Source organism: Patescibacteria group bacterium (genome assembly GCA_041651155.1).
Lineage (GTDB): Bacteria > Patescibacteriota > Patescibacteriia > CAIXNZ01 > CAIXNZ01 > JAPLYF01.
Genome location: JBAZJU010000003.1, coordinates 107,000 through 126,745, shown reverse-complemented (window position 1 = coordinate 126,745; position 19,746 = coordinate 107,000). Strand labels below are relative to the sequence as shown.

Annotated in this window: 18 protein-coding genes and 2 tRNA genes; all 20 read left to right on the top strand. The window is 35.8% G+C overall.

The genetic code is table 11. The features are described from left to right. Positions 1-141: 141 nt before the first annotated feature. The 20 genes from murB to msrB all read left to right on the top strand — a co-directional run bounded on the left by murB (position 142) and on the right by msrB (position 19,744). On the top strand, positions 142-1,104 hold the full coding sequence (gene murB / locus WC460_03675) for a UDP-N-acetylmuramate dehydrogenase (protein MFA5188434.1): 963 nt from the start codon (positions 142-144) through the stop codon (positions 1,102-1,104). Positions 1,105-1,303: 199 nt separating this feature from the next. Continuing rightward, positions 1,304-1,588, top strand: a complete 285-nt coding sequence (gatC, locus tag WC460_03670; GenBank protein MFA5188433.1) for an Asp-tRNA(Asn)/Glu-tRNA(Gln) amidotransferase subunit GatC — start codon at positions 1,304-1,306, stop codon at positions 1,586-1,588. 104 nt (positions 1,589-1,692) lie between these two features. Then, the gene (gatA, locus tag WC460_03665; GenBank protein ID MFA5188432.1) at positions 1,693-3,153 is read left to right on the top strand and encodes an Asp-tRNA(Asn)/Glu-tRNA(Gln) amidotransferase subunit GatA; all 1,461 of its coding nucleotides are present in this window, start codon (positions 1,693-1,695) and stop codon (positions 3,151-3,153) included. Between the two features lie 270 nt (positions 3,154-3,423). Beyond that, on the top strand, positions 3,424-5,424 hold the full coding sequence (locus WC460_03660; GenBank protein ID MFA5188431.1) for a hypothetical protein: 2,001 nt from the start codon (positions 3,424-3,426) through the stop codon (positions 5,422-5,424). A 147-nt stretch (positions 5,425-5,571) separates the two neighbouring features. Continuing rightward, positions 5,572-5,772, top strand: coding sequence for a hypothetical protein (locus tag WC460_03655; protein MFA5188430.1), 201 nt, complete (start codon positions 5,572-5,574; stop codon positions 5,770-5,772). A gap of 355 nt (positions 5,773-6,127) precedes the next feature. After that, positions 6,128-6,400 carry a metal-sensing transcriptional repressor gene (locus WC460_03650; GenBank protein ID MFA5188429.1) on the top strand — a complete coding sequence of 91 codons (273 nt, stop codon included), beginning with the start codon at positions 6,128-6,130 and terminating at the stop codon, positions 6,398-6,400. A gap of 89 nt (positions 6,401-6,489) precedes the next feature. Then, positions 6,490-7,833 (top strand): sulfite exporter TauE/SafE family protein, encoded by a 1,344-nt coding sequence (locus WC460_03645; GenBank protein ID MFA5188428.1) that lies wholly within the window; start codon positions 6,490-6,492, stop codon positions 7,831-7,833. A 154-nt stretch (positions 7,834-7,987) separates the two neighbouring features. After that, positions 7,988-10,231, top strand: coding sequence for a heavy metal translocating P-type ATPase (locus tag WC460_03640; protein ID MFA5188427.1), 2,244 nt, complete (start codon positions 7,988-7,990; stop codon positions 10,229-10,231). Between the two features lie 86 nt (positions 10,232-10,317). Then, positions 10,318-11,076: a thioredoxin domain-containing protein gene (locus WC460_03635; protein MFA5188426.1), complete on the top strand. Its 759-nt coding sequence runs from the start codon at positions 10,318-10,320 to the stop codon at positions 11,074-11,076. 413 nt (positions 11,077-11,489) lie between these two features. After that, complete coding sequence (locus WC460_03630; protein ID MFA5188425.1) at positions 11,490-13,022, top strand: fused MFS/spermidine synthase; 1,533 nt, start codon at positions 11,490-11,492, stop codon at positions 13,020-13,022. 148 nt (positions 13,023-13,170) lie between these two features. Continuing rightward, positions 13,171-13,467 carry a GIY-YIG nuclease family protein gene (locus tag WC460_03625; GenBank protein MFA5188424.1) on the top strand — a complete coding sequence of 99 codons (297 nt, stop codon included), beginning with the start codon at positions 13,171-13,173 and terminating at the stop codon, positions 13,465-13,467. A gap of 4 nt (positions 13,468-13,471) precedes the next feature. Continuing rightward, positions 13,472-13,556, top strand: a tRNA-Ser gene (locus tag WC460_03620). Positions 13,557-13,558: 2 nt separating this feature from the next. Continuing rightward, entirely contained in the window at positions 13,559-14,062 is a 504-nt protein-coding gene (locus WC460_03615) for a putative immunity protein (GenBank protein ID MFA5188423.1), read from the top strand. A gap of 22 nt (positions 14,063-14,084) precedes the next feature. Then, entirely contained in the window at positions 14,085-14,849 is a 765-nt protein-coding gene (locus WC460_03610; protein MFA5188422.1) for a C39 family peptidase, read from the top strand. Positions 14,850-14,952: 103 nt separating this feature from the next. Then, positions 14,953-15,039: transfer RNA gene (locus tag WC460_03605), tRNA-Ser, on the top strand. Between the two features lie 85 nt (positions 15,040-15,124). Beyond that, positions 15,125-15,901: a type II toxin-antitoxin system antitoxin SocA domain-containing protein gene (locus tag WC460_03600; protein MFA5188421.1), complete on the top strand. Its 777-nt coding sequence runs from the start codon at positions 15,125-15,127 to the stop codon at positions 15,899-15,901. Next, positions 15,891-16,259 carry a hypothetical protein gene (locus tag WC460_03595; GenBank protein ID MFA5188420.1) on the top strand — a complete coding sequence of 123 codons (369 nt, stop codon included), beginning with the start codon at positions 15,891-15,893 and terminating at the stop codon, positions 16,257-16,259. Before WC460_03600 ends, WC460_03595 begins: the two co-directional genes overlap by 11 nt. Before the next feature lie 60 nt (positions 16,260-16,319). After that, positions 16,320-16,949: a Type 1 glutamine amidotransferase-like domain-containing protein gene (locus tag WC460_03590; protein ID MFA5188419.1), complete on the top strand. Its 630-nt coding sequence runs from the start codon at positions 16,320-16,322 to the stop codon at positions 16,947-16,949. Positions 16,950-17,101: 152 nt separating this feature from the next. Then, entirely contained in the window at positions 17,102-19,252 is a 2,151-nt protein-coding gene (recQ, locus tag WC460_03585) for a DNA helicase RecQ (protein MFA5188418.1), read from the top strand. 48 nt (positions 19,253-19,300) lie between these two features. Next, a complete protein-coding gene (msrB, locus tag WC460_03580; protein MFA5188417.1) occupies positions 19,301-19,744 on the top strand; it encodes a peptide-methionine (R)-S-oxide reductase MsrB in 444 nt (147 codons plus the stop codon). The last annotated feature ends 2 nt before the right edge of the window (positions 19,745-19,746 follow it).

Genomic DNA, 19,746 nt, shown 5'->3' with positions numbered 1-19,746 from the left:
GTTTTTTTTGTCATAATAACGGTAATTTTAATGAATTATCCCCTTAAGAATAGGATAATTCCTGATATTCTTCCAACCTTAGAGAAAATCCAATATTCTTAGCAGTCGCAAAAGGGGACGCTATCTTTAAGAATTTTTAAAATGGACAAGCAAATTTCACAATTTGAAGAATTACTTGGCAAAAAAGTAAAGGCTAATGAATCACTTGCCAAGTACACTACCTTTAAAATTGGTGGAAACGCCAAGTATTTTTTTATTGCCAATGATAATGAAGATTTGGTACGTGCCATAACTTTTGCTAAAAAATTGAAAATACCTTTTTTTATTTTAGGTAATGGTAGTAATATTTTAGTCGCAGATCAAGGATTTGCTGGATTAGTGATTTATGTTCAGACTAAAGATATTCTATTCAAAGAGGGCAATAAAGTCGTGGCAGATGCTGGAGTTATGCTGGTTGATTTAATCCAAAAAACAATTGATCAGGGTTTAACTGGTTTGGAATGGGGGATTGGCATCCCGGGCGCAATTGGCGGATGTGTGCGAGGCAATGCCGGTGCTTATGGCGGACAAATAGCTGATAATTTAATTGGGGTTGAAATAATGAAAGGCGGAAAACAGTTTGTGCTAAAAAATGAAAAGTGCGAATTTGGCTACCGCGAATCTGTTTTTAAACATAATAATGATTTGATTATTTCAGCAGAATTTCAGCTCAAAAAAGGCAATAAACAGCAAAGTTTAGCAAAAATTAAAGATATTCTTAAAACCAGAAATGAAAAATTGCCTGAATTTCCTTCAGCTGGCAGTGTGTTTAAAAATGTGATGATTAATTCTGAGAATATGGTTGAGGTAAATAAACTTATTAATTTACCAGCAGAATATTTAGAGCGCAAAAAAATCCCAGCAGCCTGGCTGATTGAATCCTTGGATTTGAAAGGTTATAAAATCGGAGGCGCGCAGATTTCACCCAAACACGCTAATTTTATAGTAAATATAGGCCAAGCCACGGCTAATAATGTTCTGCAATTAATAAGCTATATTAAAATGAAAGTGCGAGATAAATTAGGCCTGCAATTAATGGAGGAGATTGAATATGTTGGTTTTTGAACTATGAATTATGAACTATGAATTATGAAATATTTGGTTGAAAAAAATTATTTAAAATGATAATATTGTAACAACCTACAGATTACGGATATATACAGATTTACGAATCTAAAATCCGTCATTTGTATATCCGCCTGCCTGCCCTGCCTACCGGCAGGCAGGTACGTATCTGTAATCTGTAGTAATTCGCATTATATATATGAAGTTAACCAAGTCAGAGGTAGAAAAAATAGCTAAACTATCACGCCTTGAATTAAGCAAGGATGAAAAGGAGTTGTATGCCAGCCAACTTTCTAAGGTTTTGGATTACGTGGAAAAATTAAATGAAGTTAATACTGACAATGTGGAAATTACTGCGCAAGTGACAGGCTTAGAAAATGTTTATCGTGAAGATAAGATTGACCAGTGTGATTTTCAAAAAGAATTGGTTAAGCAGGCGGCGGAATGGGAGGATGACCTAATTAAGACAAAAAGTGTGTTTTGAAAGTGTTTGTAATAAATTGTAAGGCAATGATAAGAAAATTGTAAAACAATTGTATTACCACCATATTACAATATTTTACCATTGTATTACCCATTAAAATTATTATGACCGAGTTAAATAAATTAACCATTAAAGAAGCTCATGAGAAATTAGCCCAAAAGGAAATTTCCAGTTTAGAATTGACCAAATCCTGCATTGAGCGCATTAAAAAGACAGATGATAAAGTCCATGCTTTTTTAGCTACTGATTTTAAAAATGCAGAAAAGCAAGCCAAAGAAGTAGACAAAAAAATTAAAGCAAATGAAAAAATAAATATACTTGAGGGCATTCCTTGCAGTATTAAGGATTTAATTCTTACCAAAGGTATTGAAACTACTGCTTCTTCAAATATGCTCAAAAACTATGTACCGCTTTTTGATGCGACTGTGATTAAAAAGATAAAAGCTAACGGCGCCATTATTTTAGGTAAAAATAATTGTGATGCCTGGGGCCATGGCTCATCAACAGAAAATTCTGATTTTGGGCCAACTCATAATCCTTGGGATCTGGAGCGAGTGCCAGGTGGTTCTTCTGGCGGCAGCGCAGCAGCTGTTGCAGCTGAACAAGTTATTTACTCACTAGGCACTGATACAGGAGGCTCAATCAGGCATCCAGCTTCTCTGTGCGGTGTTGTGGGCTTGAAGCCAACTTATGGCCGGGTTTCGCGCTATGGCGCTATTGCCATGGGTTCTTCTTTAGATTGTATTGGCCCTTTGGCAAAAACCGTTGAAGATGCTGCCATTATTTTAAATATTATTGCTGGCCAGGATGCCAAAGATTCCACTACTCCTCCTCAGCCAGTCATTGATTATACAAAAAATCTTGGGCAAGATATTAAAGGCTTAAAAATCGGCATGCCCAAAGAAGCTTATCTCAAAGGCATGAATGAAGACATTGTGTCTTGCCTGGAATCTGCTGTGCGGGATCTGGAAAAATTAGGCGCTAAATTTGAAGAAGTTTCATTGCCCAATCTGGCTTATGGCCTGGCTTGTTATTATATTATAATGCCATCAGAAGTGAGCTCAAATTTAGGGCGCTACGATGGCATTAGATATGGTTATCAAGATAAAGATGCTAATGATCTTTTTGAGATTTACACAAAATCACGAGCCAAAGGTTTTGGCGCTGAAGCGAAACGCAGAATTATGATTGGCACTTATGTTTTATCAGCCGGCTATTATGAGGCTTATTATAAAAAAGCCATGCGAGTCAGAACTTTGATAAAGCAGGATTTTGCCAATGCTTTAAGCAAAGTTGATTTGATTTTAATGCCCACTTCGCCTCGCCCGGCATTTAAAATAGGGGAGAACATTAATGATCCATTAACCATGTATTTAGAAGATATTTTTACTGTGACCATAAATTTAGCTGGCGTGCCGGCGCTTACTTTGCCTTGCGGTTTTGTTAATAATTTACCTGTGGGCATGCAGCTTGTTGGCAAACAGTTTGCTGAAGCTACCATATTAAAAGCAGCCAGCGCCTATGAACAGGCAACTGGCTGGCATAAAATTAAACCAAAACTATAGGAAATAAGTAATAGGTAATTAGTAATAGGGAATTGGTAAGGATTAATTAGAAATTAGTTAAATCAAAAACCCGAACATTTATGTTCAGGTTTTTTGTTTTAAGGAAATGCGAAAACGGCCATGTTCCTCGGGATCCAATCCCCAATTGGGAATTGGATTCCGAATTTCCGAATTCGTCCATCTCCGCCCTCAAAACATTGACTTTTATTTAGTATTGTGTTAAGATATGTAATTATTTGCGAATAGTGTTATAATTTAATCATGATAAATATGATAAGAAAATTTTTACTAACTTTAGCCAAAATATCCCTAATTTTTATAATTACAATTTTAGGCGCTCTTTTGATTTTACCAGCTTTTGCTCATGCTGAAGATACTTTTGCCAGTTTAAATGTTATGGCCAAAGACTCAGGCGGCATTAAAGTCAGCAATGTTTCTTTTAATATTTATGAGCAAAAATACGATATTAATAATAATAAAATTTTAGGTGACAGAATAAGCGGCGGTTATATTGGAGATACGGGATTACAAACTATTCAAATTAAAAATACTTCAAACATAACCAAAGTTGTAGCTTTTGAATACCATAAAAATGACCGCAATTATGAACGTTTTGTGATATATGATATTAAAATAAATGGCTTATCAACTCAAGACGTTAATTTAGTTTTAAGTTCAGTTGAGATAATTCTACGCGATGCTGATAATAATTTATTAAAAGATCTGCCGTTTCAGATTTGGTCAGCTACGACTGATGTGGCTGGCAATATCGTGGCCAAAGATCAGCTTTATGGCTATGAAAAAACAGAAGTGACTGGCGCCAAAACTTATTATTTAATTCCAGGCAATTATATCCTGCGCATTAATTATCCAGATTTGAATAATATAAATGCTTTAGACAACCAATTTACTGTTAACTTAAATCAACAAACTGATTTATCCTACACTTTAAATACGCTAATTGTGAGCGCCCGTGATTTTAAAGGCGATTTAACCAAAAATGCTGAATTCAAATTATTTTATGAAAATGATGATAATGATTTTGTGCAGATCGGCCAGTTTAATACAGGTGATAAGGGCACAAAAAAATTATTTTTGCCCAGAGGTGATTACAAAATTGAATTCAAAGATAATTCCGGTGATTTTAACACGATCTATGATTTTAGCTTAAGCCAGGGTGATAAAAAAGAATTTAATTATAATTACGGCTCTTTGCGCCTAAAGATTTTAGACACAGACAAAGATCCAGTGCCTTATGTCAGGGTCATTATTTATAGATTTACCAATAACCAAAGGCAGGGCCAGATTTATAGCAACCTGACCGATATAAATGGTACAGTAGAAATCCCTTTAAGTACTGATTATTATCAGGTAGAAATACAAGGGCCATATAATGGCTTGACCTATTTAATCAATTCTATTTACGTCAATGAAAATAGTAACAATTATATTGAATATGTTTTAAGTAAAGCCAGGATATATTTGCAGGATTTAAGCAATCAAAATGTTAAAAACACTGCTTTTACGCTTTATTTTACCAGCTATGATGCAGAAGGGAATTTAAAACCAGGCTCAGAAATCGGTACATTTTCTACTACCAATTCAGGGTTTGCAGATATTAGTCTGCCAGCCGGCCGTTATATTATCAAATTAGTCGGCTCTAATAATATTTATCCAATTAGTGTCGGCTCGGAAAAATTAAATGCCCTGTATATTCCTTTAAGGGATTTTACTGCTATTCAAACTAATAACCAAACTACAAATTCCAGTACAAATAATAGTACTGTTACCCAAAATACTCAGCCAGCCGTGGTTGTGAGCACAGTGGCTGATAGTTTGTATAATTTAGATACTGATAATGATGGTTTAGCTGATTTTGAAGAATATTATATTTATAATACTGATCCTTTTAAGCCGGATACCGATGGGGATGGCTATAATGATGGGTTGGAAGTTAGTACGGGCTATAATCCTCTTGGTTCCGGTCTCAGTACTTATAAGATTTTTAGCTATGGCAAGCCCAGGGTAAATTCTCCGTCATTGGAAAAAGACCAGGCAGCTTTATTATATTCAGAATTAGTCAAAAGAATCGGTCGCAATTTAGGTGTGGCTGCTAAAGATTGGCATACGATAGTTAATTCCTATATTTACGGGGGATACAGCATTGATGAAATTAAAGATACTTTAAATTATGGACCAGGTCTGGTTCATCCGACTTTCCCAGCCAAAATATGGCGCAATTCAATCCAGTATAGCAGATCTCATCATTAAGATAAAAATGTGAGATTACTACAGATTACAGATATGTAAGGATATACAAAATTTTCTGACAATTCGTAAATCTGTAATCTGCAGTGATGCGTTGACTATAATGAAATAATATGATAATTTCAAATCAAATTAAAAGGAGGTTGAAAAATGAGGATATTTATAGTGCAAGATTCTGAGGGACTTGTGGTTATACGCGCCAAATCAAAAGAAGATGCGTTTGCCTTTCTGAGGCAATCAGTGGAAAAGAAAGAAATTGGAGGTCTTTTTTGTAGTAAGTGGATTGAAGACCTCAAGGAGATAACTTTAGAAGGCGAACCCGGTGTAGTTGCTTATTATTTTCAGGAATAAAAATAAGTAAACGGCTCTTCCAAAGCTCAAAAGCAGAGGACGAGCCGTTTTTTTTATTTCTACAGATTACAGATTTGTACCTGCCTGCCGCCTGCCTGCCGGTAGGCAGGGCAGGCAGGCGGATATACAGATAATATTTTGGAATTTCGTAAATCTGTATGTATCCGTAATCTGTAGTGTTTATCCACAGGAAACTTGACAGGCTTTTTGACTTAGTTTATGATACACCTATACCTGGGGTGGAGGTAATGCCGAACTCCGACCTTCGTCGGCCGTAGCCGACTTCAGTCGGCGAAGGCCGAATTCTGAAATAAAATTCAGCGTTCGGCATTCATAATTCATAATTCAAAACACTATGGAGGATTCAAAAAAAGAAATTTTAATTAATTTTAAAAAAGCCCAGAGCCATCTTAATAAAATTACTAAAATGATTGAAGAGGGCGCTTATTGCATTGATATCATGCAACAGAATTTGGCAGTGATCGGGCTTTTGAAATCAGCGCATCAGATGCTGATGCAGGGGCATTTAAATTCATGCTTTAAAAATGCCATGGCATCTAAGAATGAAAAAAGAAAGCAGGCCATGATTGAGGAAATTTTAAAAGTTACTAAATTGTCTAATAAATAATACCCAGCGAATTTACAAATTTAGTTACAAATAATACAAAATTACCCAATACTTTCAAGCACAATTTAATTTGTAACATAGGAAAAAATATGAATAAAATATTAAACTTTAAAATTTCTGGCATGCATTGCCAAAGCTGTAAAACTTTGGTTGAAGAAGAAGTTAAAAGTTTGCCAGGAATCAATAAAATTGAAGTTGATTATGCAAGTGGCTTGGCCAATTTGGAATATGATGACACGAAAATTTCTCTGGCTGAAATTTTTAAAACAATTAGCAAATTAAATTACCAGCCGCAAATTTGCGAAACAAAACAAGCCAATACAAATCAACAAACAAAAAAGCCGTCTTCATTTCTATTAGGGATTTTAATTCCTCTTGCTATTGGCTTGGTGATTGGAGCTTTTTATTTATTTACGACTTTTGGCGGGTTTCAGATTTTAGCCAAATTAAATGAACCAAATATAGGCTATGGCTTAATTTTTATGATTGGCTTGCTTGCGAGCTTTCATTGTATTGGCATGTGCGGCGGCCTGGTCATTGCTTATTCTACCTCAGGCTTAAAATCTGAGAATCAAGAGAAAAAATTAGTTACACCTCATTTTCAATATAATTTGGGACGTTTGATATCTTACACTGTTATTGGCGGTGTTTTGGGCGGCATTGGCAAATTCTTTGGCATTAATCCAGTTTTTACTGGAATTGTCTTGTTAATCGCTGGCGGCTTAATGATTTTAATGGGTTTGTCTTTTGTGACCAAATGGCAGATTTTGGAAAAAATTAAATTAAGAACGCCAAATTTTATAGCCAAATATCTTTTTGGCCAAAAGCACAGTCAAAAACCCAAGGGTCCTTTTATTATCGGTTTATTTAATGGCTTTATGCCTTGCGGACCTCTCCAAGCCATGCAATTATATGCTCTGGCTTCAGGCAGTTTTATTAAAGGCGGCTTAAGCATGGCTGTTTATGCGTTAGGTACAATACCATTGATGTTTGGCTTTGGGATTTTTGTATCAAAAATTTCTCACCAATTTATCGGGAAGATTATTAAGGTCTCTGGCGTTTTAGTCATTATTTTAGGTATAATTATGTTTAATAGAGGTTTGACCAATTTAGGCTCTGGATTTACTCCCGCCACAAGTAGTGGTAATAGCAGTACGCAAATTGTTAATGGTTATCAAGAAGTGAAAATGGACTTGGGCACCTTTGGTTATGAACCCAATGTTTTGTATGTTAAAAAAGGCGTGCCAGTGCGTTGGATTATAAATGTTAAGCAAATGTCTGGTTGTACGAGCGCAATTCGTTTGGACGATTATAATATTTATAAACAATTAAACTATGGCGAAAATATTATTGAATTTACGCCTGATAAATTAGGTGAATTAAAATTTTCTTGCGGCATGCGCATGGTGTGGGGAAAATTTTTAGTGCAATGACAAAATTCAAATGAAAAATGTCAAAATAAACATAAAGCACAAAGTTAAAATAACAAAATTTTGAAATTGAATATTTAGATTTTGACATTCTTTTGTTATTTGATCTTTGTTATTTGTCATTAAAAACGTTTTATTTAAATATTACTAAAATATTATGACCAAAAATATTCCGTCGCAAAAAAAGACTTATTTTGTGCAAGGTATGGATTGCGCTTCTTGCGCAATAAATATAGAAAAAAAATTAAATAAAGTGCCTGGGGTAAAAAAGGCAGTGGTTAATTATGCCACGGAAAAAGCCATGGTTGAAGCAGATGAAAAAGTATCTTATGAACATTTGCAGAAAGCAACAGGCAGCGTGGGCAATTATAAATTGATCTCTGAAGATGAAAAAATGCCTGGCATGAATATGCCGGGACATGACCATGCGGCCATGCTTAAAGAGGAAGAGATTAAGAAATTAAAAAATAAAATGATTTTTGGCATAATAATGTCAGCGATTATCATGATCTTGTCAAATTACTTTTTGATTCCGAGCTTTCAGAATTTTCCAGCGCAGATGATGAATGCGATTTTGCTTCTACTGGCAACTCCTGTGCAGATCTGGCTTGGCTCGCAATTTTATAAAAGCGCCTGGGCTGGTTTAAAGAGATTTAACTCAAATATGGATACCCTGATTGCGGTTGGCACCAGCGCGGCTTATCTATTTTCCTTAGCAGCGACTCTGTTTCCTCAATTTTTTATAGCAGCAGGCCAGCAAGCCAATGTTTATTTTGATACTTCGTCTGTAATTTTAACTTTAATTATTTTAGGCAAATTTTTGGAAGCCCGCGCCAAAGGCAAGGCCTCAGAAGCAATTAAACGATTAATTAAATTGCAGGCCAAGACAGCCAGGATCTTAATCGGCCATGAAGAAAAAGAAATCCCAATTGAAGATGTGAAAGTTGGTGATTTAATTATTGTTAAGCCAGGTGAGAAAATTCCGGTTGACGGTGAAATTGTAGAAGGCGAATCTTCAATTGATGAAAGCATGATTACAGGCGAGAGTTTGCCGGTTGATAAAAAAATCGGCGATAAGGTGATTGGCGCGACTATTAATAAAATGGGGGCTCTTGTTTTTAAAGCGGAAAAAGTTGGTAAAGAAACTGCCTTAGCTCAAATAATTAAACTGGTAGAAGACGCTCAGGGCTCAAAAGCGCCGATTCAAAGATTGGCCGATATTATTTCGGGATATTTTGTGCCAACAGTTATTGTGATTGCTCTGTTATCATTTTCAATCTGGTTGGTTTATGGACCAAATTTTGCCCTGGCTTTAATTGCCGGAGTAACTGTCTTAATAATTGCCTGCCCCTGCGCTCTGGGCTTGGCAACGCCAACCGCGATTATGGTGGGAACAGGCAAAGGCGCAGAAGAGGGGATTTTAATTAAAGACGCTGAAAGCTTGGAAAAGGTGCAGGATTTGGATATATTAATTTTTGATAAAACAGGGACTTTAACTGAAGGCAAGCCTCAAGTAATTAATTTTTCCAGTGAAGATGTTTTAAAATTAGCCTATTCTTTAGAAAAAAAATCAGAACATCCTTTAGCTTTAGCCATTGTTAAAAAAGCAGAAGAATATAAATTTAGCATAGCTCAAGTAGAAAATTTTTCAGCAAAAATAGGCAGGGGAGTGATAGGCAAAATTAATAACTTAATTTATTATCTAGGCAATCATGAATTATTAGCGGAACATAATATATTAATTCCCAAAGAAGCTCAGATGAAAATTACTGATGAAGAAAATAATGGGCGCACGGTTTTAATTTTAGCTGGCCAAAATAATTATCTGGGGTATGTCTCTATTTCTGACACCATCAAAGAAGATGCCAAAAAAGCCATTGCCAAACTTAAAGAATTAAATATAGAACCGATTTTAATGACCGGTGATAATCTGAAAACTGCTGAAGTTGTGGCTCATCTATTAAATATCCACGATTGGTATGGCAAGGTTAAACCTGAAGACAAATTGAAAAAAGTCAAAGAATTGCAATCTCAGGGCAAAAAAGTCGGCATGGTCGGCGATGGCATTAATGATGCGCCTGCTTTAATGCAGGCTAATGTGGGTATTGCCATGGGTACAGGTACTGACGTGGCCATTGAATCAGCCAATATTGTTATTTTAAAAGGTGATATTAATAAGGTTGTGAAAGCTATTATTTTAAGCAAAAAAACCATGGCCACAATCAAGGGCAATTTGTTTTGGGCATTTATTTATAATATTTTAGGCATTCCCATTGCTGCCGGAGTTTTATACCCTTCATTGGGCATTTTGCTTTCTCCCATGATTGCTGCCGGGACAATGGCTTTTAGTTCAATTTTTGTAGTTTTAAATTCTTTAAGATTGAAAAAAATAAAATTGTAAGCCTGCTTGCTTGCCAGATTTTGGCAAATGTATTAAAATGTCATTAAGTGCTTAAATTAATAAATCTAAAAAATAATTTTAAAAACATGGACGAAAACAATAAAGCAAAGACTTCTTCTCCATTTGCTGATAAAAATTTTCAGCTTGGCTTATCAATGGGCATTGCCATAATTAGCGTGTTGGCGGTTATTGGCTTGCTTATTTATATGTTTGGCGGAGGTAAGATAATTTCTGGTAATTCAAATGGCACAGGTACTGCCAAAGTCGCCAAAAATTTTGAAGCTTGCTTGGCTTCAACTAAATATGATTCAGTTATATCAGCTGACCAGGCCGAAGGTACGCAATTAGGCGTGCAAGGCACTCCTGCTACGTTTGTAAATGGTTACTTGGTTTCAGGGGCTTTGCCTTTTGAAGCTTTTAAAACCTTAATTGATGAATTGTTGGCAGGTAAGGAACCAAACGACTCATTTTTGCAGGATCCTGATACAAAAAAGATTGTCAAAGTTGATATGCCGCAAATCACGGAAACTGATCATGCGACTGGCGCCAAAAATGGCAAGATAACAATGATTTTATTCACAGATTTTCAATGCCCTTATTGCGGGCGACACAAGCCAGTGATGGATCAGATATTGAAAGCATATCCTAATGACGTAACTTTAGTTTTTAAGCATTTTCCTTTAAGCTTTCATCCATTTGCTCAGCCAGCTGCTGTTGCTTCCGAATGCGCCAATGAACAGGGTAAATTCTGGGAAATGTACGACAAATTATTTGCTTTAAATAATGCTAATACATTAAGTTTGGAAACCATTAAAAGCTCCGCTACAGAAATTGGTTTAAAATAATTTGATCTTTACATAAAAAAACCGTCCTGCACCATACGGAGCAGGACGGTTTTTTTTAACTTTAAATGAAAAAGGCGACTACCGGGAAAAGGTCCAGTAAGTCGCCTGAACCCTTGGGAAATGACATGGATGAGATTGGACTTATTTTGTCCGGTTATCTGCTGTGGACTTGCCATACCATCCAGCGGTCTGCCCTTTGGCGGGTTCTTGAGATAAATATACACATACTTTAAAATGATGTCAAGAATATTAGTCAAGGGCGATTTTTTGTTGTAAGATTATAATATAAATAACAAATGACAAAAACCAAAAAACAAATAAAATCCAAATCCCAAATTACAAAATTTTAGATTTAGAATTTGGAATTTGGGATTTATTTGGAACTTGAAATTTGATTATTGGTTATTAAAACTATGAGGATTACAAGTGAAAAATTTAAGAGGCTCTATCTGTTAGTTCTAGCCTTCACCAGCGGCATGACTATCATGGCCGTGGAGATTTCAGCTTCGCGTTTAATTGCGCCTTATTTTGGGACCTCAACTTTTGTCTGGACCAATGTGATTGGCGTGATTATGATTGCTCTGGCAATAGGCTATTACTTGGGCGGAAAATTAGCTGATGCCAGGCCAGAGCTAAACATTTTACTTAAAATAATTTTAGGCGCTTGCCTGATTTTACTAATAATTCCTTTTATTGCCAGCCCATTGGTTGAATGGCTGAATAAAAATATAATAGTTTTTAAATCTGCCAGCCTTTTAATTTTCGGCGGATCTTTGATTATTGTCAGCCTTTTATTTATTTTGCCAATTTTACTTTTGGGCATTGTGAGCCCTTTTATTATCAAATTATTGTCAAATTTAGATGCACAGCTCGGCAAAGACGCTGGCTTGGTTTTTAGCATTTCCACGATAGGCAGTATCTTTGGCACCTTTTTGCCAGTTTTAATTTTTATTCCATATTTAGGCACAAGGAAAACAATAATTGCTTTTAGCTTGGTTTTATTAGGTGTTTGTTTACTGGGATTAATTAAAAGAAAATGGCTGGCAATTTTTTTAATTTTATTTATGCCCATTTTTTTTATGAAAATGCCACAGATTAAAACTGCACAAGGAGTAGTCACTGAAGGTGAATCTGTGTATCAATACTTTCAAGTTCATGATAAAAACAATTTTAGATATCTGAGCATAAATGAGGGCATGGCTGTTTTTTCTATTTTAAATCAAGATATAAGTAATGTTTTAACTGATTCGTATTTTGATTATTACAACCTTCTGCCGTATTTGGATGGCAATGGCAAAGAGCAGAAAATTTTAATTCTGGGTTTGGCTGGCGGCACAATCAGCACACAGTTAAACCATTTTTTTGCCCAAGATTATAATGTGCAGATTGATGGCGTGGAAATAGATCAGAAAATAATTGACCTGGCCAAGAGATATTTTGACTTAAATAATCCTTCTTTAACCGTGTATAATTTAGACGGCCGCAATTTTTTGGATTATTATAATAAGCAGTATAATGCCATGGTGATTGATGTTTATGCTAATCAGCTTTATATTTCCTTTCAGCTCACAACCAAAGAATTTTTTGATTTGGTAAAAAAACATTTAGTTATGGATGGCGTAGTGACCATGAATGTTAATGCCAGTTCTCCGGATTCAGAACTTTTAAAAAACATTACTAATACCATGAATCTGGTTTTTAAAAATGTTTACCTTGTGCCTGTGCCTGATTCATTGAATTATATGGTTTTGGCCAGTGATAATGATTTGGACTTTACTAAAATGGAAAATTTGAATAAGATTGAGGAATTAAAACCAATCATTGATAATGCAGTTAATTCTGCGGTTAAAGTAAGTTATGATAATAATTTTGGATATCTCACAGATGATAAGGCGCCAATTGAACATTTGACTGACTGGATGATATTGGATTACTTGTTTAAATAGAATTCTGAATGCTGAAATCTGAAAGCTGAAATATGGGGGAATTAGAAAGTTTAAATGGAGAGTTCGCCTAGCGGTTTATGGCGCACGCTTGTTCTGCGTAGCGGAATGCCGCTGCGCGGCAGAAAGCATTAAAATTAGGTGAAAAATTATGAATTATATCGTTTATATTTTACAAAGCTTAAAGAATGGCAGATACTATATTGGTCATATTGCAGATATACAAAATCGTCTGCGCCAGCATAATAACGGGGAAGTAAAATCAACTAAGCCGTATTTACCTTGGAAAGTTAAATATACAGAAAAATGTAAAACTAAATCGGATGCCTATAAAAGGGAATTAGAAATTAAAAGATATAAAGGTGGCTTATTCTTTAAAAGATTGTTAGGATTGTTTAATAATACAATGAGATTAAAAAAGAAAACTAATCAATTATTAAGGTATTAAAAATGGAAGGTTCGCCTAGTGGCTTATGGCGCACGCTTGGAAAGCGTGTTACCCGCAAGGGTTCGTGGGTTCAAATCCCACACCTTCCGAAATGAAAAAAACAAAATTTACACTTACACTCAAAGACAAGCCAATGGTTGAGCTGGTGAAAAAAACAGATAAAAAAATATTGGCTGTCTGGGCAATTGATTGTGCCTTGCGTGTTTTGCCTTACTTTGAAGAAAAATATCCAAAAGACCTTCGGCCAAGACATGCATTAGAAACACTTCAAGCTTGGATTAATACAGGAGTATTTAAAATGGCTGTTATTCGTAAAGCCTCACTTGATTCACATGCTGCTGCACGTGATGTAGGGGAGGATAATGCCGCCCGCTCTGCTGCCCGCGCTTGCGGCCAAGCAGTGGCAACAGCCCATGTACGCACGCATTCACTTGGCTCTGCGCTTTATGCCCAGCAAGCTATCTTTAGGGCAACAAAATTATCTAAGGCTAATTTGGCTGTTGCCAAAGAACGAGATTGGCAATATAAACATTTATTAGCCTTGATCGGTAGTTATGATAATGTCGCAAATTTAGTTAAAAAACCTAAATTATAAGACTAAATTTAATTAAAAACTTATGAAAATTAGTAAAAATTATATTTTGGTTAGTAGGGTTATTGCTATAATTGCTTTAGTAGCATTTTTTGGCTGGCTAATTTTTGATTTAACAATTGATGATTCTAAAGGTGAAGAAAATGCGGTTAAAAGCGTGGCCAAAATAATTTATTACCAGGCAGCCGCTGCCATGATTCCAATCAGTCCAGCAATTGAATTGTCCGTACCATTTCATCGTCAGCAGCATTCACTTTCTTGCGAAGCTGCTGCTTTAACCATGGCTTTAAATTATAAGGGAGTAAAAGTTACTGAAAATGAATTAATTAACCAGTTGCCCGTGTCTGATCCTGGCCCTCGCCAGTCTGGCAATATCTGGGGTGATCCTAATTTAGGATTTGTCGGCAATATCAATGGTTCAATGCCAAATACTGGTTATGGTGTTTATGAAAAACCAATTTTTGATTTAGCCACAAAATATCGTTCAGCTAAAATTATGAGTAATGCCACAATCACAGATTTAATTACGGAATTATCTAATAATAATCCTATTGTAGTTTGGGGAGTAATTGGGAAAGGAAAGGATATCTCCTGGAAAACTCCAGCTGGAAAAGTTATTGTGGCTAAACTAGATGAACACGCTCGCACTTTAATTGGGTTTACTGGCAGTTCTAATAATCCAAAACAAATGATACTTTTAGATCCAATATATGGCAAGATAAGAATGTCAATCAGCGCTTTTCAAAAAAATTGGGACATGCTTGCTGATAAAGCCGTAGTGATTTACTAATTTATTTTGCTCTTGATATGGTTTATAAAAGTATTATATTTTTTGTGATGAAATAAAAAATATTGTTAGTCATGGTTATACTTATTAGTTATTGTTAAAACCTGGAGAGGTGCCAGAGTGGTTGAATGGGCCGCTCTCGAAAAGCGGTAGATTGGAAACAGTCTCGTGGGTTCAAATCCCACCCTCTCCGTATTTAGGAAGTGAAAGTAAGTTGTGTATAACTTTTTTACATTTGTCTTGACAAGTATTTTTACAATGATTATAATGGAAGCAATATGCTTGGTGATTTTATTTTTAAACAACGCAAAAAAAACAATCTGACGCAGGAATTTTTAGCGTCTAGAATTGGCATTTCCCGCCCGACCTATCTTCAGATAGAACAAGGTGAGCGAGATCTGACTATTACCGAAGCAAAAAAGCTTGCGGATACTTTTGGTATAGTTATTGAAGATTTTATTGATGGCAAAGAAAGTCCGTCACCCAAAATAGAACTAGGTAAGAAGATAAAGTCTAAAAAAGCTAAAAAGGAAATGCGCATTTCTGTGCCTCAAGAAAACATTATAAAGTTAAAAGAAACGCTTTTATATATTCTGGAAAAAATTGGAGCATTGCCGAATATCGGCGAGGCAGTGATTTGTAAAATCTTGTATTTCATTGACTTTGATTATTATGAAAAATACGAAGAACAACTTATTGGCGCTACTTATATTAAAAATCATCACGGACCCACTCCGGCAGCTTTTACTGAAATTATTATGCAAATGGAACGTAACAACGAACTAGTTCGGGTGGTAAAAAAATATTTTCAATATGATCAAAAAAAATATCTGCCGCTCCGAAAAGCAGATCTATCTATTTTTTCCGCCCGCGAAAAGGAATTAATTGACGCGGAAATAGAAAAATTTAAAGATTTTAACGCAAGCAGGATTGAAGAATACTCGCATAAAGATGTGCCGTGGATTGGCACGGAATATATGCATCCGATTAGCTATGAGGCGGTTTTTTGCCGCACACCGGAATTTTCCGTAAGACAATATGACGATGAACTATAACGAAACTGCCGAATTCACCCGTGATTTTAATAAGCTACTTAAAAAGTTTCCGTCATTGAACGATGATATAGAAATTACCAAAAAATTCCGCATTGAGCTTTTTCATATTCAAAAAATTGACAATAGGAGTATTTTTGAAATAGAGCGTGTTGGCAATAACAAGGAATTGAAATTTTTTAAAATTAAAAAATTTCAATGCAAAAGCTTAAAGGGACGAGGTTCGAAAAGCGGAATTAGAATTATCTACGCCTTTCATAGTTTAATCTGTAAAGTCGTTTTTATTGAGATATATTTTAAGGGCGCTAAAGAAAATGAAGACAAGGAGAGAATTAAAAAATATTTAAAACAACTTTCTTAGACCTTTGCTTCCTAAATTGAAATTATGCGGGTCAACTTAAATAAAGAGAATTAAATACCAATGAAAACATTAATCCTTGCATCAAGTGGTAAATTTATCACCGCCAATAATATTGATGGTTTTTTGCCAAAAAAAATAGCCGATTGTAAAATTGCCTACATTAGCACAGCCTCTAAAAAAGTTTTTGATGATAGCTATGCAAGAAATCATCAGCAAAAAATGAATGAGTTGAAATTCTCCTTTACTGATATTGACATAGCTGGTTTAAATGAAAACGAATTAAGAAAGGCACTTACTGGGTATGATATTGTGTTTGTGGAAGGTGGAAATACTTACTATTTATTAAAAGCTGTCCGTGAAAGTGGCTTTGAGAATATAATCAAGGAATTAATAACGAAAGGTGTAGTTTACATTGGTTCTAGCGCCGGCTCTTACATCGCATGTCCATCAATTATAGTAACAACTTTTTCAGAACGCGGCTTTGATAGATTTGGAATTACAGATTTTACAGCTATGAATTTAGTGCCTTTTTTAATTAAAGCTCATTACACACCTGAGATGAAAAAAATGTTAGATAAGAAAGCCAAGGATCTTAAATATCCGCTTAGAATTTTAAATGACGACCAGGCGTTACTTATTCAAGACGGAGAAGTTCAGCTCTTGGGTGGCGGTAATGAAATAATAATGTAAAGTGCTGTCACCACGACGAAAAAAATTACATCAGATAACACGCGAAATCCGCAAGGGCTAAAGCCACATTTCAATTCGCTTCGCTTTATTGAAACGTCGGATATCGCGAAACGTTAAGAGCATTAAAAAATTAAATTTACTTCAACAATCCCATGATTTCACCATCGCAAATTTTAAAAGATAAATTCGGCTATGACTCGTTTCGGTTTAATCAGGCGGAAATTATTGATACTATTTTAAAGAATAAGGATGCGTTTGTCCTGATGCCGACTGGCGGCGGGAAATCCCTTTGCTATCAGATTCCAGCGTTGATATTGCCTGGAATTACAGTTGTTATTTCACCTTTAATATCTTTAATGAAAGACCAGGTAGATGCTTTAAGAGTCAATGGCATCAAAGCCTCATATTTGAATTCTTCACTAACAGAGGCTGAATATTCTGCCGTATATGAACAACTCAAACAAGGAGAGCTTAAATTGCTTTATATTGCGCCTGAGCGATTGTTTCATAATAATGGGCAATTTATGGATTTTTTAAAAACCATCAAGGTGTCATTGTTTGCCATTGATGAAGCCCATTGTATTTCTCATTGGGGGCACGATTTCCGCCCGGAATATAGAATGCTCTCTTCTCTAAAAAAAGAATTTCCTACCGTACCGATTATCGCTTTAACAGCCACTGCTGACAAGCTTACTCGCGATGATATTTTAAATAAATTACAGCTGGACACTGACAAAGTTTTTATTTCCAGTTTTAACAGGCCAAATATTCATTATTTTGTGGAACAAAAACGCGGCATGTATGAGCATCTAATTAATTACCTGGCTCAACATCGCGGTGATTCAGGGATAATCTATGTTTTATCACGAAATTCAACAGAAAATTTGGCCGCTAAACTTAGCTCTGATGGTTTTTTTGCTAAGCCTTATCACGCAGGCCTGACCAATGAAGCCCGCCAGGAATGCCAGGATTTATTTGCTAAAGATGAAATAAAAATCATTGTGGCCACAATTGCTTTTGGCATGGGCATCAACAAATCCAACGTGCGTTTTGTAATTCATGCTGATTTACCTAAAAATATTGAGAGTTATTATCAGGAAACCGGCCGCGGAGGCCGTGATGGGCTGAAAAGCGACGCTATTTTGTATTATAGCGGCGGCGATGTTGTTAAACTTAAAAAATTTGCCATGGTGGAAGGCAACCCTGAACAATCACGGATCATGCTGAGAAAACTGTCCCAAATGGCCTCACTCTGCGAGGTAAGCGCTTGTCGGCGCAAAACAATACTTAATTATTTTGGCGAAGAAGCTCCTGAGTATTGTGACAGTTGCGATTTTTGCCTTTCGAGCCGTGAAAAATTTGACGGCACGATGATTGCGCAAAAAGCGCTTTCAGCCGTGGCTGAGTTGGGAAGTCGGTATGGTCTTAGTTATACGGTTGATTTTTTACGCGGTTCCAAGTCAGAGAAAATAAAAGAAGCGCATAAAAAGTTAAAAACTTACGGACTTGGCAATGATATATCCAAAGAGAATTGGTTTGGATACTTTCATGATTTGATCTCTTTGGGTTATCTTAACCAGACGGGGAGTGAGTATCCAATTCTTGGGCATACAGAAAAAAGTCAGCTTGTTCTCCAGGGAAAAGAACTGGTTTTTTTGGTCAAAACTATTTCAAAAAAAGATTCAGTCTTGTCAGAAAAACCCTATGAAAAAGAATTATTAGATGAACTTAAAATAATCCGCAATAAATGGGCGCGGCAAGAAAATGTTCCGGCCTACATTATTTTTTCTGATGCCACCTTGCTTGAACTCGCAACTTATTTGCCGCAAACTGAGCAGGAAATCAGAAAAATTTCTGGTTTTGGCGATGTTAAACTTGCTAAATATGGCCAGCCTTTTCTTAATGTTCTTGTCGCTTATTGCGCAAAGCATGGTTTGGCTTCCAAAATTTCTGAAAAAATACCTAAGCGAGAGCGAAAAGCAGAGCGCGAAGTTGAGACTGAAACTAAAAATATTTCTTACGATCTTTTTAAAAATGGCAAAACAATCCTGGAAATTGCCGAAATTCGCGGACTCAATCCTTCAACTATTGAAAGCCATCTTGTTTTTTACATTTTGGGGGGTAAATTACAAGTAACAGACCTTGTCCCACTAGACAAGATTCCGCGAATTACTGCCGCTATTAAAGAACAGGGGCAATATCCATTGGCTCCTTTAAAAGAAGCGCTTGGCGAAGATGTAAGTTATGGGGAGATCAGAGCAGTAATTAACCATTTAAAAGTTAGTAGTGATGTATCCAGATAAACTTACTCAGCAGGCATGAAAGTTGCTTAATTATGCTATAATTTAAAAATGGAACAAAAAATTAAAATTTTTAATGCTAAAACAGGGGAAATTGAAGAAGTTGAAAGAATTGTAAAAACCGAGGCAGAATGGCGTAAAGTTTTAACTCCTGAACAATTTCACATTGCCCGCCAGGGTGGGACTGAATTAGCTTTTTCTAAAACTTGTCCTGTACCGCCTAAAAAGTCAGGCGGTTACCAATGTATTTGCTGTGGCACTGATTTATTCAAATATGAGACAAAATTTGAATCAGGCACTGGCTGGCCCAGTTTTTTTGATCCAATCTCTGAATTAAACATTAAGTTGGTTGAAGATAAGAGCTTTGGCATGAAGCGTGTAGAAGTGCAATGCGCTCGTTGCGACGCTCATTTGGGACATGTTTTTGATGATGGTCCGCCACCAACGGGCAAACGCTATTGCATTAATGCTGTGGCTCTAAAATTAGCTGATTAACT

What these genes read in the sequence shown, in the direction of transcription:
- murB (MFA5188434.1), top strand. Translation starts at nt 142, where the DNA reads ATGGACAAGCAAATTTCACAATTTGAAGAATTACTTGGCAAAAAAGTA.
- gatC (MFA5188433.1), top strand. Translation starts at nt 1,304, where the DNA reads ATGAAGTTAACCAAGTCAGAGGTAGAAAAAATAGCTAAACTATCACGC.
- gatA (MFA5188432.1), top strand. Translation starts at nt 1,693, where the DNA reads ATGACCGAGTTAAATAAATTAACCATTAAAGAAGCTCATGAGAAATTA.
- WC460_03660 (MFA5188431.1), top strand. Translation starts at nt 3,424, where the DNA reads ATGATAAGAAAATTTTTACTAACTTTAGCCAAAATATCCCTAATTTTT.
- WC460_03655 (MFA5188430.1), top strand. Translation starts at nt 5,572, where the DNA reads ATGAGGATATTTATAGTGCAAGATTCTGAGGGACTTGTGGTTATACGC.
- WC460_03650 (MFA5188429.1), top strand. Translation starts at nt 6,128, where the DNA reads ATGGAGGATTCAAAAAAAGAAATTTTAATTAATTTTAAAAAAGCCCAG.
- WC460_03645 (MFA5188428.1), top strand. Translation starts at nt 6,490, where the DNA reads ATGAATAAAATATTAAACTTTAAAATTTCTGGCATGCATTGCCAAAGC.
- WC460_03640 (MFA5188427.1), top strand. Translation starts at nt 7,988, where the DNA reads ATGACCAAAAATATTCCGTCGCAAAAAAAGACTTATTTTGTGCAAGGT.
- WC460_03635 (MFA5188426.1), top strand. Translation starts at nt 10,318, where the DNA reads ATGGACGAAAACAATAAAGCAAAGACTTCTTCTCCATTTGCTGATAAA.
- WC460_03630 (MFA5188425.1), top strand. Translation starts at nt 11,490, where the DNA reads ATGAGGATTACAAGTGAAAAATTTAAGAGGCTCTATCTGTTAGTTCTA.
- WC460_03625 (MFA5188424.1), top strand. Translation starts at nt 13,171, where the DNA reads ATGAATTATATCGTTTATATTTTACAAAGCTTAAAGAATGGCAGATAC.
- WC460_03615 (MFA5188423.1), top strand. Translation starts at nt 13,559, where the DNA reads ATGAAAAAAACAAAATTTACACTTACACTCAAAGACAAGCCAATGGTT.
- WC460_03610 (MFA5188422.1), top strand. Translation starts at nt 14,085, where the DNA reads ATGAAAATTAGTAAAAATTATATTTTGGTTAGTAGGGTTATTGCTATA.
- WC460_03600 (MFA5188421.1), top strand. Translation starts at nt 15,125, where the DNA reads ATGCTTGGTGATTTTATTTTTAAACAACGCAAAAAAAACAATCTGACG.
- WC460_03595 (MFA5188420.1), top strand. Translation starts at nt 15,891, where the DNA reads ATGAACTATAACGAAACTGCCGAATTCACCCGTGATTTTAATAAGCTA.
- WC460_03590 (MFA5188419.1), top strand. Translation starts at nt 16,320, where the DNA reads ATGAAAACATTAATCCTTGCATCAAGTGGTAAATTTATCACCGCCAAT.
- recQ (MFA5188418.1), top strand. Translation starts at nt 17,102, where the DNA reads ATGATTTCACCATCGCAAATTTTAAAAGATAAATTCGGCTATGACTCG.
- msrB (MFA5188417.1), top strand. Translation starts at nt 19,301, where the DNA reads ATGGAACAAAAAATTAAAATTTTTAATGCTAAAACAGGGGAAATTGAA.